General features: G+C 59.5%; 7 protein-coding genes and 4 pseudogenes. 7 read left to right on the top strand and 4 right to left on the bottom strand.

Features of this window, described 5'->3' with window-relative positions; translation table 11 throughout:
- Positions 1-608: 608 nt before the first annotated feature.
- Positions 609-947, top strand: a complete 339-nt coding sequence (locus EN846_RS36580) for a transposase (protein WP_348630846.1) — start codon at positions 609-611, stop codon at positions 945-947.
- Between the two features lie 508 nt (positions 948-1,455).
- Here EN846_RS36580 and EN846_RS31190 read toward each other — a convergent pair.
- Positions 1,456-2,460, bottom strand: coding sequence for an ATP-grasp domain-containing protein (locus EN846_RS31190; protein ID WP_127241858.1), 1,005 nt, complete (start codon positions 2,458-2,460; stop codon positions 1,456-1,458).
- Between the two features lie 539 nt (positions 2,461-2,999).
- Positions 3,000-3,863 carry a hypothetical protein gene (locus tag EN846_RS31185; protein WP_127241859.1) on the bottom strand — a complete coding sequence of 288 codons (864 nt, stop codon included), beginning with the start codon at positions 3,861-3,863 and terminating at the stop codon, positions 3,000-3,002.
- Positions 3,864-4,749: 886 nt separating this feature from the next.
- Between EN846_RS31185 and EN846_RS31175 the strand changes: the two genes are divergently transcribed.
- Positions 4,750-5,979 (top strand): acetyl-CoA carboxylase biotin carboxylase subunit family protein, encoded by a 1,230-nt coding sequence (locus tag EN846_RS31175; RefSeq protein WP_135899052.1) that lies wholly within the window; start codon positions 4,750-4,752, stop codon positions 5,977-5,979.
- Positions 5,980-6,036: 57 nt separating this feature from the next.
- Positions 6,037-6,787: pseudogene (locus tag EN846_RS31170) on the top strand (DDE-type integrase/transposase/recombinase); the annotation flags it as partial.
- 97 nt (positions 6,788-6,884) lie between these two features.
- Here the strand turns inward: EN846_RS31170 and EN846_RS36155 are convergent.
- Positions 6,885-7,591: pseudogene (locus EN846_RS36155) on the bottom strand (transposase); the annotation flags it as partial.
- A gap of 93 nt (positions 7,592-7,684) precedes the next feature.
- Here EN846_RS36155 and EN846_RS31160 point away from each other — a divergent pair.
- The 3 genes and pseudogenes from EN846_RS31160 to EN846_RS31150 form a co-directional block, all read left to right on the top strand.
- Positions 7,685-8,008, top strand: a pseudogene (locus EN846_RS31160) (transposase); the annotation flags it as partial.
- A gap of 60 nt (positions 8,009-8,068) precedes the next feature.
- A pseudogene (locus EN846_RS31155) lies at positions 8,069-9,159 on the top strand (IS5 family transposase).
- Positions 9,156-9,500, top strand: a complete 345-nt coding sequence (locus EN846_RS31150) for a hypothetical protein (protein WP_127283845.1) — start codon at positions 9,156-9,158, stop codon at positions 9,498-9,500. The pseudogene EN846_RS31155 and the gene EN846_RS31150 overlap by 4 nt, the downstream one beginning before the upstream one ends.
- A 178-nt stretch (positions 9,501-9,678) precedes the next feature.
- On the opposite strand, the gene EN846_RS31145 is transcribed toward EN846_RS31150, so the two are convergent.
- Positions 9,679-11,319 carry an acetolactate synthase large subunit gene (locus EN846_RS31145; RefSeq protein WP_127283846.1) on the bottom strand — a complete coding sequence of 547 codons (1,641 nt, stop codon included), beginning with the start codon at positions 11,317-11,319 and terminating at the stop codon, positions 9,679-9,681.
- Between the two features lie 2,028 nt (positions 11,320-13,347).
- Here EN846_RS31145 and EN846_RS31140 point away from each other — a divergent pair.
- Positions 13,348-14,625, top strand: a complete 1,278-nt coding sequence (locus EN846_RS31140; protein ID WP_127240464.1) for a 4-aminobutyrate--2-oxoglutarate transaminase — start codon at positions 13,348-13,350, stop codon at positions 14,623-14,625.
- Positions 14,626-14,821 lie beyond the last annotated feature (196 nt).

Genomic DNA, 14,821 nt, shown 5'->3' with positions numbered 1-14,821 from the left:
ATATGAGCAACGAGATTGTACGCCGTGTCGCCGCAGGCAGTGCACTTCCTGGGTAGCTGCTAACGAACTCGGCGAGTTCAGATATGGCCCGCACTGAGATACTCCAATATATCCGCTTGTTTCGCGACAGGGCTTCGGCTGTTTTGCCCACCGCGGGAGGCGTGCTTTGCTAACGCCAGTCCGGCTTCGACAGGTCGGTTCGGCCGAGTGTACCATCTCCCATGCAATCCGCGTGCCACCTAAAACGTTGTGTACGAGAAGGGGCAACTGCATGTGCTTCGCACGTCAGCGGAATACTTGTACCCTGGTGTGCCGGTTTCCGAACAATTCGGAGGCACAAACTCCTCACGCTCGCTGATGGGGTGGACGGCGCCCGCAACTGCATCATTCTCGTGAGAGGCGTGCCAAGATGGCTGCTGTCGAGCACTCATCTGAAGGAGCACCGGCTCCGCGCTTTTGCCTGTCGTGCGTCGGCTGAACGAACTCGATCATGAGATCGGACAAAGCGATCAGGCCATTCTGGCTCTCGCCAGAGCCGATGGGACCGCGCGCCGTCTGATGAGCGTTCCTGGCATCGGTCCGTCACCGCCTCTGCGCTTGCCGCAAGTATCCAGGATATCTCCGCCTTCTCGGGCCCGAGTGTGTTCGCGGCCTTCCTCGGGCTAATGCCCCGGCAAAGTTCATCAGGCGGCAAGGAGCGGCCTGGGGCGAGTTTCCAAGATGGGAAACCGGTATCTGCGCAAGCTGCTCGTTGTCTGCGCTCACGCGGTCCTCTTCCATCGCAAACGTTGCAGCGATTAGAGACCAAGCCGTTCAAGCTTGTCGCCGTGGCGACCGCCAACAAGCTCGCCCGCTCGCCTTCGCGCTCATGCGTAATGACGCACGCTATGCCGCCACGCCGGCGTAACGGAAAAACGGCTGAGGCCGCGGTCCAGAATCGAGGGTGACAATGACCGTGATGGGAACAGACGAGGACATATCCCGAAGCCTGCAACGTAGTCGGAGCTTCGAGCTCGTTCTCTTGATCAGGCCAATGGATCAGCGGACACCATCAGGGCCAGCGGTCACAGTACTGCAACAACAGGCCGGAGACATGACCGCACCCGCGAACGTCCCATTGCCGAAAACAAACCCTTGATCGGCGGGCGCCGTCCAGACATGACTATGTTGTATTGCTCGGCGGATCGCCTCTGCCACTGTTGTGGCGCAGGCGACGACGCCGAACATAGTGTGGGGTCCGATTTGAGCATGTGGCGACCTGCGCCGGCTTGTATATGTCGCCTTCGCCATCGGCGCCTGTGCCCGTGCAGTGGGCGGGCGGTCAGTCGGACCGCCCGTGCCGGTTTGGTCCCCAAGTCCACTGGTCCTTCATGCCGGCCGTACCAGTTGGCACGATCCCGAGTGTAGCTGCTCAATGGCAGACGCGGCAGTATCCAGGTGGAAAATCGACGTGCGTCAGCTTTGGGGAATACCGACTCCGAAATACCGCGTGTAGGCAACATCGAGCATGCGATTGATTAAGCTTGAGAAGCTATATCCGGCGGCCCTCGCGACCAGGGGATAAAAGCTGTTCGTCCCGAGCGCCGGCATGGAGTTGATCTCCAGGACAAACGGCCGGCCGGAACGGTCGATCCGGAGGTCAACGCGGGCGTAGTCCCGGCATTGGCAGGCACGAAAGGCCGCAACCGAAATATCCCGCAGGGCCGTCGCAAGCTTACTATCGATCCGCGCCGGGCAGATAGCCTGCGGCGCCGCGACTGCCATGTGCTGCTTGTCTTCCCAACTCACAATTCGCGATTCGCGGTCGCCGAAGTCCTGCTCCACTAGAGGCAACACCTCCGGTTCTTTGTTTCCGAGTAGCGCGACGTATATTTCCCGCCCGTCGATGTATTCTTCCACGAGGGCATCCTGTGCATATTGCGTGACGATCACTTCCACGGCTTGCCGCAACTGTGCAGGTTCATGTACGAGCTGCAATCCGCAGCTGAGGGATTCGTGTCGCGGCTTCACTACCACTGGGTATCGCAGGTCGCCAGTACTCTCGGTGCCGCGTCGCATCACGCGGAAGTTCGGAGTTGGGACACCGCGATCGCGAATGAGCCTTTTGGTAATAACCTTGTCAAGCGCCAGCCCATGCCCGAGCGGGCTCGATCCAGTGTACGGGACGCCGGCCATCTCGAGCATGGCTGGAACGTGGGTGAGACGAGAATCGCCTTGGATTCCAGCGGCCATGTTGAAGACCATTCCGGAGGGCCGGGCTTGCGGATCGGGTGGCATGAACCGCTCGAGCGTAGCGAGCAGCCCTTTGTCCCCTTCGCACAGCAGCGTCTCGTGGCCTCTCCCTTGCAGCGCCCCCACGATGTTTTCGAGCATCTTGCGACCGTATTCTTCCTGACAAGGGTTACCGAACCGGTTGATCACGCCCGTATGATCATGATTCCACACGACTGCTACTCGCATAATCCACTCCTTTGATGGTTGCCCGCTATACGTCGCTCGGATTCTCCGATCGAGGTGAACAGCTTGCCGGGACCCTGTGTCTCAACCGTCTCCCTGCAATCGGCGTGCCACGAAGAGGTTGTGCTGACTAGACTGGAACGCATGTGGTTAGCGTAGCAGCGGCGGAATACTTACCTCAGCGTGTCGGCTTGCGAACATGGACGTCTTCAACCCGACGTGAGTGGACCCGACAATTTGAATTCTGAATGATCAGCTTCGCCTCTCACGCCAAGTCGGACTGCTGCGCGACAATGCAACTCGCTATTGCGAGTTAGTAACGATGCTGTCCGTATCGGAGCATGGCGTAGATGTTGGCTACAGCTACCAAACGCGGCAGACTCATGCCCCCGTGTACGGCGTGTCTTGTGTCGAATCAGCGCCCTGCACATGTCGAGAGCCATTGGGTCGATGCGCCGCTCGCTCCCGTCTCGTCGACTTGTCTGCGCACACGGATCAGCTTCGCCCGCCACCGTAGCTCAAGACCAGGCATGCCCTAACGTTCAACATGGATCACCCGAATGGGCGCGCAGGTCAGCTTCGCCCGGCGGCGCGGAGATGTAGCAGGACGCGTAAATATAGCCGGTCGTGCGCTCTAGGTGATCTTCCATACCGAGTTTTCTCATACCCTTCAGGATTGCCCGCCGTTCCGCCCGTGTGGAGAAGCGGCGCTGGCGCTGTCTGAACTGGGCTGCCAGTTTGGTTTCCAACCCGAAGCCCTCAAGAGCCGTGGCGATCTTATCGTAACTGAAGGGGTGCATTGCGAAGGCGACGACCCACGGGCGTGAGGTCGCCGAGGCGTCATAGACGCGTGCAAAGGTTCGCTCGGTGGCGTAGCCCACACAGCCTGTGCTGATGATGATGTCTGATTCGACGAGGGCGCAGCGTTCCTTAACGCTCAAATCGCGGGATTCCAAATCTGCCGGGATGCCAGACTCCAGCAGGCCCATGCTCTGCGCATATTTAACAGCCCGGAATGAGGGGTCCACGCCGATGAACTGGATGTCATCGCGGAGACCACGATCTCGAAAGAAAGCGCGATGCTCGATCTCCTGTCGGCCCGAGAGCGATCCTCCGGATTTCAGGTAGGCAGCATACAGATCATCGAGATCGAGGTCCGTGCGAAGTAGCGCAGCGTTTATGCCATAGGAACAACCGACGTCCACGATTTTCAGCTTAGTCTTTTTTCGAACGCGTCGGTACTTGGCGAATATCCCTTCGAAGACCGGCTTAGCCCGATCTGAAATCACATAATCTAGGGCCAGATGCGCGCGAAAATAGGCATGCGGCCAAGTGCGGTTGTACGCTCCCGTAAAATCATGCTTGGTTCCCTGAATGCTGCCGCGCTTTGCATCTGCTGCCGCCATTGTCCACCTCACTGACCTCTGGCCTCGGGGTCGCAGCCAATGAATAAGATGGTTCTGCCTAAGGCGGACAGGAGCAGCGAGCGAACTCTAGCAGCCGTGGATTTGCCGATCCCCGCCTTCCCACGGAATGCGTTCTGGCACTGATCTGACATCTGTTTTCCTTCTTTCCTCGAGGGACGCGAGGTGTCCCACGGCATGAAGATCGGTCGGCAGCCCTGCCGCCTCGCGACAATTGAGCTTCAAAGGTCGTGCCAACTGCGCAAAAGGGCCACAGCAAAAAGATGTTTTGCCTAATGATCAAAGCTTTAAGTGAGAGTGCAGCTGATAGCCACGCAGCACTCCACCGTGACTGGTATGCGACAGACCCGACAATCACTGATGGATTTGCCGACCGAACCCATATGGATTCACGAACGGCGCGATCTGTGTACCGACGCGCGTCGATCTCGCCCAGCGGTTTAGCACCTAGCCGGTCAAATACCACAAACCTGCTGGTCGAAGAAGCAATCGAGGAGACTGTCCCCTTATTCCGGACGCCCAACCGGTAAAAAACACGTGAAGCACACATCACCAAGCGCTCTGTCAGCTCATGTGCTCTATTGCGATCCACCTGAAAATGGGGAGCGCCGATCCACGTGACGGAATTGGGGGTCCCGGTCGCGGTTCGAGCTCAGGCTCGAGGGCTTGGCGCCCTGCTATGCCGCGACACCACCGAGAAACCCACCAATTCAGTCGTGTAACAGGTCCTTCAAACAAATTTACAGAACCTTTGCGACTGCAGGTCGCTGACGCTGGTACTTAGTACGTGTCCGGGGTCGCACGGCTACAAAGCTGAAGCCTGTTTACGCTGAGACCGCCGCACAGCACGCAATGGAGGTCATCGCCAATGGAACAGAGAGCGCTCATCCTGATTGAAGGCCATCCAAGGGATACAGGCCTGCGGTACGTCCAAGCGGCTCAGCGTCTTGGTCTTCGTCCAATTACCCTGTCGGCCGACCCAACTCAATACGATTATCTTGCGGCCGAAAAGCTTGAGGCAATCCAAGTCGATTCAGGCAATCTTGATGCGCTGATCCGCGAATGTTCCCGGTTAAGCGTGAGGTATGACATTGCTGGCATTACGGGCTTTGCGGGCAGTGACGAGTCAGTCTCTGCGACAGTTGGCAAGCTCTGCCAGCATTTCGATCTGCCGGGGCCGGACCCCATATCCATTGAAAGATGCTGCGACAAGTACACTCAACGTCAGCTCCTCGCGGAGGCCGATGTTCCAATGCCTGCTTATCGCTTGGCAGCGAATGCGACGGAGGTTCAAAGCTTTGCAGCGGAGGTCGGGCTGCCGGTAGTTCTTAAGCCAGCCATCGGCAGCGGCAGCATCGGTGTCCGCTTGTGCCGCAATGTCGAAGAGGTGGCCGAACACACGAACCATCTGTTGGGCGGGGACCTCACGCAGTCTTCCCCAATCCTGGTCGAAGAATTCGCACAAGGCCCCTATTATTGCACTCATATAATGGGAAATGAGGTCATTGGGATTGCCGCTGCTGACTTCAGCCCGCCACCGCATTTCGTCTTTCATCAGTGCATCTGCCCAGCCCCGCTGAGTGATGACGAGCATAGGCGTATCGCCGATCTTTCGTTGCGCTGTTTGCGGGCTCTCGACCTTGGCTGGGGGCCAACGAACATTGAGCTCCGGTGGACGAAGCGTGGCCCAGTCGTCATTGAAGTCAATCCGCGTCTTTCCGGGGGTCCTCTCTCGGTTCAGCTGGCTTACGGCATCGATCTCATCAGCGAGCACATCAAGCTTGTCATCGGCGACGAATGGAATTTGCGCAGACGGCATTCGAATGTCGCAGCATGGCGGGCTCTACTTCCTGATCGCGATGGCATCCTCGATTGGATCGACGGAGACGGTCGCGCGGCTGCTATACCAGGTGTCACCGAGGTTAAGTTGTACGCAAAACCCAAGACGCCGATCGTGAGGAAGGGAGATTACCGAGACTCTATCGGATATGTCATGGCCGCTTCCCCCAGCCGTGCTGGAACCGAGGCGATACTTCAGCGTGCCGTTGACTTGATCCATTGGTCGATCACGCCTTTTCCGACCCCTGCTGGCGAATAGAATCTGCAGCCCGTTGCCCAGAGCGCGCAGCTAGCGCCAGCTGACAGATGATCTCGGATGGAGGTATCCGACGCCAAGCGCCTGAAGGCCTTGGAAGACGAGAACGCCAAGCTAAAGAAGCTGCTCGACCGACCAGATGCTCGAAGCCTCGGCATTGCGCGAGCTTCTGTCGAAAAAATGTTAGGGCCCGCCGCCAAGCGCGAAGCCGTAGCGCATCTGCAGGCCGTCATGGGCCTATCGGAGCGTCGGGCCTGTTCCTTCGTCGGCGCCGATCGCAAGATGATCCGCTACCAGTCTCGCCGACCGCCAGAGACAGAGCTGCGTGGTCGGCTGCGACCTCGCGAACGAGCGCCGACGCTTCGGTTACCGGCGGCTGTTCATCCTGCTCAGACGCGAGGGCGAAGCATCTGGGGTCAACCGTATCTACCGTCTCTATCGCGAGGAAGGCTTGACGGTGCGCAAGCGCCGGGCAAGACGGCGAGCCGTCGGCACGTGGGTGCCTGGTCGAGGCAAAGCCGAATGCGCTGGTCGCTGGACTTCGTGCATGATCAGTTCGCCTGTGGCCGGCGCTTCCGCGTGCTCAACGTCGTCGATGACGTGACTCGCGAATGCCTGGCCGCGATCCCGGACACCTCGATTTCCGGCCGTCGGGTTGCCTGTGAACTGACGGAACTGATCGCGCACCGCGGCAAGCCGGGCATGATCGTTTCCGACCACGGCACAGAGTTCACTTCGAACGCCATCCTCGCCTGGTCGAAGGATCCACGGGATCGAATGGCACTACATCGCGCCAGGCAGGCCGATGCAGACGGATGTTGTAGAATAGCCCCTTCTTCTCATTCGGCGGCTTTTTTCACAGCCTTCCGCCTTTCGGGCCTCGTTCGCCATCGGGCGGTCTCTGCTGCATAGGCAGCTTCTGCCTTTTCGACTCGGGATCGTTCTTCGGCCAGCTTGGCCGGGATGTTGTAGTCGAACGCGGAGCCGCGCCTGGCATGGCTGGTCGGGAGGCCGGCGCGCATTCGACCGATCTGAACTTGCGGGCGAGCAAGGCAGGCCGGGCCCAGATATAGTCGGCATTTTTGCTCAGCATGTGCCAGATGATCATTGCAAGCTTGCGCGCGGGTGGCGACGGCACGCGATGTGCTTCCCATGCGGACACGGCGGGATCAGGTGGACGTGGAGGATTGACTGGATCAGGTTCTTCAGCCGCGAACGCTGGCGAACCAACTGTGTGCGCCTGGTGACCAGTCTTCGAAGCGCAAGGGTCGCCGGATCCGGAACCCAGATTTCCGGTAGAAAGCACGAGGCGTAGAGCTTCGCAAGGACAGTGGCGTCGATCGTGTCAGTCTTCACCTCGCGTGCGCGATCATATGCACCTGCTTGGGATGGCGATTACGATCCGATCCACGTAGGGTGAACAGCACTTCAGCGACCGCCGCCGCATCGCCGGTCGCCTCGATCACTACATGATCATCGTGGGTGAGTCCCCCTCTGGCGAACTCCTCGAGCTTGTTGCGTAGCATTTGAACGCGGCCGAGCTTGACGATTTTGCCATCAAGCAAGACACAACCTCGGCGGCTACGCGATGTATGTCCATGCCGATACTACGCATGGTTCCCTCCATCGCTGGTCAAGCCCGGATCCGCCAAGCTTAACGAAACCTGACGACCGAACAAACGATGGCACCGAGAATAACATGCCGGATAGTGGTTATGTCGAATCTTTCAACGGCCGCATGCGCGACGAGCTCTTGAACGAGAGTCTGTTCTTCGGCCTCGACCACGCCCGCAGCGCCAATGCCGAATGGCGGGAGGACTTCAACACCGCGAGGCCTCATTCCTCGCTCGCCTACCAGACCCCGGCAGCCTATGCCAAGATCATCACCGCAACCGGCTCCGACGCTGTGCTGATGGAAGGCTCTGCGCCTCCGCCGGTTGCTCAAACCGCGCCACACGGCGTAACGGAAACGGCCAAGGCTCTAATCGCCACAGGATCAATATCAGTGGCAGGAATGGGCGAAGCTATCTAGCAGGCCGTTGAAAAAGCCGCTCGCCGTCGATTGGCTCCGAAGGGATTCGGAGGATGGCGCATGCGGGGCAACGACGATCGGACCGGCTCCCTTTTCAGCTATGTGGATCTGGAGGTGCGGGTTCGCCAGAACCATCCGTTGCGCACGATCCGCCATATGGTGAACGAGGCGCTTTTGGCGCTGGCGGACGATTTTGCGGCGCTTTACTCGCCGATCGGGCGACCGTCGATCCCGCCGGAGAAGTTGTTGCGGGCGATGCCTCTGCAGGCGTTCTATTCGATCCGTTCGGAACGGCTTCTGATGGAGCGGCTGGAATACGATCTCCTGTTCCGCTGGTTTGTCGGCATCGGCGTCGATATGCGGCGTGGGATCACTCAGTGCTTTCGAAGAACCGGGACCGGCTGCTGGAAGGCGACATCGCGGCGAAGTTCTTAGGCGCGGTGCTGGCGCAGCCCAGAGTGAAAAAGCTTCTCTCGAGCGATCACTTCTCGGTCGACGGCACTCTCATTGAGGCCTGGGCATCGATGAAGAGTGTCAAGCCGAGGGATGGGCCGGGCGAGCCGCCGGAAAATGGCGGCGGCCGCAATGCGGAAGCCGATTTCCATGGCCAGAAGCGGACGAACGAGACGCATGCCTCGACCACCGATCCCGATGCCAGGCTCTAGAAGAAGGGGAAAGGAAAGGAGGCGAAGCTGTGCTTCATGGGACACGGGTTGATGGAAAACCGCCACGGCCTTTTGGTCGACGCCTGCCTGACATTGGCCAACGGCCATGCCGAGCGGGTGGCGGCACTGCACATGATCGAGCCGCATGCGGACCGGCCGCGGGCCATCACGCTCGGCGCCGACAAGGCTTATGATGCGGAAGACTTCGTCAACGAACTGCGCTCGATGAAGGTGACGCCGCATGTGGCGCAGAACACGAGCGGCCGTCGTTCGGCAATTGACGGGAGCACCACGCGCCATGGCGGCTTTGTCGTCAGCCAGCGGATCAGAAAGCGGATCGAAGAGGCGTTCGGCTGGATCAAGACGGTCGCCGGACAGGACAAATCCCGGTTCCGTGGCCGCGACCGCGTCGGCTGGGCCTTTACCTTCGCGGCCGCCGCCTACAATCTGGTGCGGCTGCCGAAGTTGTTTGTTGTGCCGATATGACCACGCCCGCAGGCTGCCAACTGATCGGCCGCTGGCGCATCGTCGAGGCCGATCTGTGGGATCGCGATTATCTCGACCTCGATGAACCCGCCACGATCACCATCTGCGCTGGCAACCACGGCGAGATCGCCTTGGGCGCCATGCAGGCATCCCTCGAACTCGGCTACGGCCCGTCGATGGTCTTCTTCGCATGGGTCGGATTCGACGAAATGGACGAGGTCACAGGCGACGGCCATGCTGAACTGCTCGGCGACGGCTCCATCGAGATCACCTTCGTTTATCACAACGGCGACGAGGCAATCCTCAAGGCCAAACGAGACACTTCTTCAACGGCCTGCTAGAAGAGAGTCCTGAACCTGCCGAACCAAAGTTCGCAAGGTCGTGAACCAGATCGAGACGTCTCGCTCCTGCTCCCGTCATGTGGCGGCCCAAGCGCCAGCGCGAAGAGAAACTACCGTCCCGTGGACGTCCGAAAAAGTGCAGGAGCACCTTGAGGACAACGAACCAATCAGAATGCATTCAGATGTCTTTCTGACTGGATAACTCGTCGACCAGGACCCGCATGTTTTCCGAATAGTCCACCGGCGTGCTGATAAGATGGATACCGCCCGCCGCAAATGCCGCTTCGAGCGTCGGCGCAAGGTCGTTGGGGCCTTCGATTCGTCTGCCTTCGATGCCGTAGGCCTCGGCGTAAGCGACAAAATCGGGATTGCCGAAGGTCATGCCGAAATCGCTGTAGCTATTTGCGGCCTGTTTCCAACGGATCATCCCATAAGCGTCGTCCTGTAGGATGAGCACGACGAGACGATGTCCGAGGCGGATCGCCGTCTCCAGTTCCTGCGAGTTCATCATGAAGCCGCCGTCGCCGCATATAGCTAGAACGCGACGTTCCGGACAGAGCATCGCGGCCACGATCGCTGAAGGCAGCCCTGCGCCCATGGTGGCGAGCGCATTATCGAGGAGAAGCGTGTTAGCTACCCGGGTGCGGTAGTTGCGAGCGAACCAAATCTTGTACATTCCGTTGTCGAGGCAGACGATTCCGTCCTCAGGCATAACCTGACGCACGTCGTGCACGATTCGCTGTGGCGTTAGGGGATAGCGGCTTTCCTTCGCCCGGTCGGCGATCCTGGTCAGGATCCCATCACGCAGCCCGAGCAGCGCACCGGCGTTGGGCAGCCTGCCCTCGAGGCGGTCGGCAAGCGATCTCAGGCTCGGCCCGATATCGCCCACCACCTCGGTATGTGCGAAGAATACCTCGTCGACCGTCGCCGGCAGATAACCCACATGGAGCACAGCTGGCCCTTCCGGCTTCATCAGAAAAGGCGGTTTTTCAACGGTGTCATGGCCGATCGAGATCACGAGATCGGCGCGATCGATTGCCCGGTGCACGTAATCCCGCTCCGATAAAGCGGCCGTGCCCATGTACAGTCGGGCCCCCCCCGATACTGCGCCTTTACCCATTTGCGTGTTGAAGAACGGAATCTGCAGGCGCCTCACAAAGTCCGACAGCTCCGCAGCAAGGCGCGGTCTGTTTGCGGCTGCACCTAGCATCATCAGCGGCCGCTCGGCCTTAAGGATGTGCTCTGCCGCACGGTCCAACGCCTCCTTGGCCGCAACGGGCGGGTTGATAGGATGGGGCGCCACCATCGGCGGAACCACGGGCAGTTTCTCGGCTGCAACATCTTCCGGGAGTTCGAGATGGACCGGCCCTGGCCGCTCCTGTTGCGCTACCCGAAACGCTTCGCTCACAATGGTCGGAATTGTCGCTGGGTCGACAATCTGACGCGCCATCTTGGTCAGCGGCGTCATGGTCGAGACCATGTCCACAATCTGGAACCGCGCCTGGGTCCGGCCCCGTATGCACTTCTGTCCGGTGATCATGATCATGGGCATCGCGCCGAGCAGGGCGTAGGCTGCGCCCGTCGTGAGGTTCAGCGCGCCGGGACCGAGCGTAGCCAGACAGACTCCGGGCTTTCCAGTAAGCCGCCCATGCGTAGCCGCCATGAACGATGCCGCCTGTTCGTGACGCGTCACCACCAGTTTGATCGAGGAATGCCGTAGTGCTTCAACAAGGTCGAGATTCTCTTCCCCGGGAACCCCGAAGATTTGCCGAACGTTCTCGTTCTCAAGTGCAGATACAAGCAACTCGGCGCCGTTCATTGGTGTCGTCCTCGGCTGACGTTTTTTACGGCCACTCTGAACTGACCTTCCAATCGGTTTGGAAATTGCGAGTTGCGCCCCGCTCTGAACTGCTGTGTCAGCGGGGAGCGAACCGGGTCAAAGCAACAGGGAGACGGCACAACCAAACTTAACGCACTCTTCATTTTGAGTTCCCTCTTGACTTGAACATTCAGTACCCTTCGCCCAGCATAGGAGAAGGGACGTCCGTCGAGGATGAAGGGCGCCTCCTCTTGTCCTTTCACGGTCACCCTCTCATTGGTTTGCAGTTTAATTGGTGTCGAGCGTCGTTCCGGGCTTTTGCAATCGGCCGGAACAACGCTTTCACGAAGCCGGTAGCTGTCACTGCGGATGGGATCACTATGGAACAATTGAGCAAGCGATGAAGGATCGACGTTGCCACCACAGGACCGCCAAACGCACTGCCCCATCCGGTGATCAGGATCGACTCCCGCTCATTCCGGTCAGGCGCTATGCGCACGCCGATCGGCAACCCGCGCGTCCACCGGTCCAGATCCGCTTCGAATGGCGCCCAGCTCTCGAACCGGCGGCCGGCTATCGCATTGTGCTTGACCGAGCCGACCCGCGTTGCCCCTCCCCTTCGTACGCCCGGTAGGGCGCACAATCCGCAGCGCAGCGGCCAAATGGTGTGCAGCCGCATGTTGAACCTTACCTCCAGTATCGTTGCATCGTGATGTTCGACCAGCGCCCTTCGTATAGTCGGCCAGCAGTTCCGTTAGGACCCGCCGAAGCGAAGGGAGGCTACTTGCATCCTCTCGAACGAGTCCGCCTGGGGTCCCGAAGCGAGGGGCGGATGTACGGCCGACGCGAGCAACCCGGCGTTATCACGCCGTCGCACCCGCACAGGCTCACCGCCGATCCACTTCCCGGTGATACGTTGTCGATCCGCATCTAATGCCCCTGGAACTGTCTGAAACCTTGTCGTCGCGCTCTTCTGCGGTCTCAACTCTCGATGCCAACCCTGCACCCGAGGCTCCACACACCGAGCACCTATGACGGTCCCATGTTGGTCTGAATCACTGGCGCACCACTTCGGCATTGGCGCCATGGCGGAAGAAACGCCCCCGCTGCAAATTGTCCGGCCGACGCTTCTTGTCGCAAGTTCACAGAAGTCCGCCCCCCGCTGCAAGAAAAAGACCGGGCCTCCCGCCCGCCTGCCGGCTCGGGATGCCCGGTTTTCACGGCGGAGACCGCATATCGGCCGAGCGGTGATCATGGGTGATTGTTTCCTCGGTCCGTGCCGCAACGCGTTTGCGAATAGCCCCGCATGTCTTGTGCCAAAGGAGAAATGATCTATCACGCTGTGTGTCTCATGTCCGACACAGTCGACAGTCCGACAACGTGTCCGACCGCAAACGCCTGATCAATGTCCTGCGCGAGCCCGAAGGATGCAGGAGCTGACACGCCTCCTTTGCTCCTTAAAGCCGCTCTCGAACACGAGACCACTTGCTCGACTCAGGAGAGGAGTGGAAGAGTGCTGCTGCAGGAGCACCAGCCGCGAGGGGCGGAGCATCGCAGGGCTGTTCTAAAAACCTTAAGCAGACGTGTAGAGAGACATCGGCCACTCGCCCATTCCCGCCACGGCATCAAAACCACCATTGTCCCCAGACAACACAATGAGGTCGCATTATTCGCGCCCACCTCGCTAGGGCGCATCGGATAGGGACAGCGTCTAACAATCGCCAGCCCATCGACTGGTCCAGCCGTGACATCGTGCACAACCTTGAGCGTGAGGACGATTGAATCCGAAGGTGACAAGGTCGATGGCTCGCCTTCACGAGCATCTTTCGCCGCCACGGGTACGTGTGTCAGGCCTTTCGTTGCTAAGGTGCCCAATAGCATTAGCACCCAGAGGAGACTCAGTTCGTTAGAATGTTGGGGCGTGTTGATCCAGATCAGGACTTTCTCGCCGTCGAAAGCATTATGATCCTCGGCATCATGGGGACGGGGGCGTCTTTGCGGGGGCGCCTTCACTTTTGAGGTTTTTTCATGAATACTGATATTGAGGCCCGCAGATCCGATGCGATTTCGCGCGGGGTGGGCGTGACTACACAGGTTTATGCCGACAAGGCGCTTAATGCCGAAATCTGGGATGTGGAGGGACGGCGTTATATCGACTTCGCCGCAGGCATGGCAGTAGTCAACACCGGCCATCGTCATCCAAAGGTCGTTGCAGCGGTGAAAGACCAGCTCGACCGCTTCACACATACTTGCCATCAGGTCGTGCCTTATGAGAACTACGTCCGGCTCGCCGAACGGTTGAATGACGCCGTGCCTGGCGACTTCAAAAAGAAAACGCTCTTCGTCACGACCGGCGCTGAAGCCGTCGAGAACGCCGTCAAGATCGCCCGCGCCGCCACAAACCGCAGCGCGATCATCGCCTTCACCGGCGCCTTCCACGGCCGCACCTTCATGGGCATGACATTGACGGGCAAGGTCCAGCCCTACAAGGCCGGTTTCGGCGCGATGGTGCCGGACGTCTTCCACGTCCCGTTCCCCATCGAGTTCCATGGCACCACGATCGACGAATCGCTCTCCGTGCTCGACAAGCTTTTCAAGGCTGATATTGATCCTGGCCGCGTCGCTGCGTTTATCGTAGAACCAGTGCAAGGCGAAGGCGGCTTTTATGAAGTGCCGTCTGCCTTCATGGATCAGCTGCGCGCAATCGCTGACAAACACGGCATCCTGTTGATCGCAGACGAAGTACAGACCGGCTTTGCCCGCACCGGTAAGCTCTTCGCCATGGAGCACTTCGGTGTCTTTCCGGACATCACCACTATGGCCAAGGGTCTCGGCGGCGGCTTCCCTATAGCAGCTGTCACCGGTCGGGCGGAGATTATGGATGCACCGGGACCGGGCGGCCTAGGTGGCACTTATGGTGGCAGCCCGATCGGCATCGCCGCCGGAAATGCTGTCCTCGACGTGATCGAAGAAGAGGATTTGTGCCACCGCGCCGAACTACTCGGCGTACGCCTGAAAAGGCGGCTGCAATCGCTGAAGGATGTCGTTCCGCAGATCGCCGACATCCGTGGCCTGGGTCTCATGAATGCGATCGAGTTCACGGTGCCCGGCTCAAGAAAACCTAGTGCAGAATTCACGAACAGTGTCCGCGAGAAGGCGCTCGACAGGGGCCTCATCCTCCTGATCTGTGGCGTTTACGGAAACGTCATCCGCTTCCTCGCCCCGATTACTATCGAAGACACAGTATTTGCCGAAGCACTCGACATCCTTGAAGAAACATTACGCGCCTGCGCTCAGGAGGCCTGACGGGGCGCGAAAGCACCTGATACCGGTGCTTCCAGGCTTAGGCAGCCCTCAATGCTGCCGACAAGGCATCATGGCGGGCGAGTGGTACGCAGCGGCGTTAGCGGAAAACATTTGAACGTCGCGAAGCATCAACCGGGGATCTTATTGGGGCGCCGGGGACATGAATCGACATGGGATTGCTCGCGCCATAGATGCC

Origin of the sequence: Mesorhizobium sp. M4B.F.Ca.ET.203.01.1.1, from assembly GCF_004791025.1 — a bacterium.
GTDB lineage: Bacteria > Pseudomonadota > Alphaproteobacteria > Rhizobiales > Rhizobiaceae > Mesorhizobium > Mesorhizobium abyssinicae.
Note: the sequence above shows the minus strand (reverse complement) of the source record. Positions and strands in the feature narration are given on the sequence as shown.

Coding starts and splice junctions, on each gene's coding strand:
- EN846_RS31190 (WP_127241858.1), bottom strand. CDS start 2,460: ATGCGAGTAGCAGTCGTGTGGAATCATGATCATACGGGCGTGATCAAC.
- EN846_RS31185 (WP_127241859.1), bottom strand. CDS start 3,863: ATGGCGGCAGCAGATGCAAAGCGCGGCAGCATTCAGGGAACCAAGCAT.
- EN846_RS31175 (WP_135899052.1), top strand. CDS start 4,750: ATGGAACAGAGAGCGCTCATCCTGATTGAAGGCCATCCAAGGGATACA.
- EN846_RS31150 (WP_127283845.1), top strand. CDS start 9,156: ATGACCACGCCCGCAGGCTGCCAACTGATCGGCCGCTGGCGCATCGTC.
- EN846_RS31145 (WP_127283846.1), bottom strand. CDS start 11,319: ATGAACGGCGCCGAGTTGCTTGTATCTGCACTTGAGAACGAGAACGTT.
- EN846_RS31140 (WP_127240464.1), top strand. CDS start 13,348: ATGAATACTGATATTGAGGCCCGCAGATCCGATGCGATTTCGCGCGGG.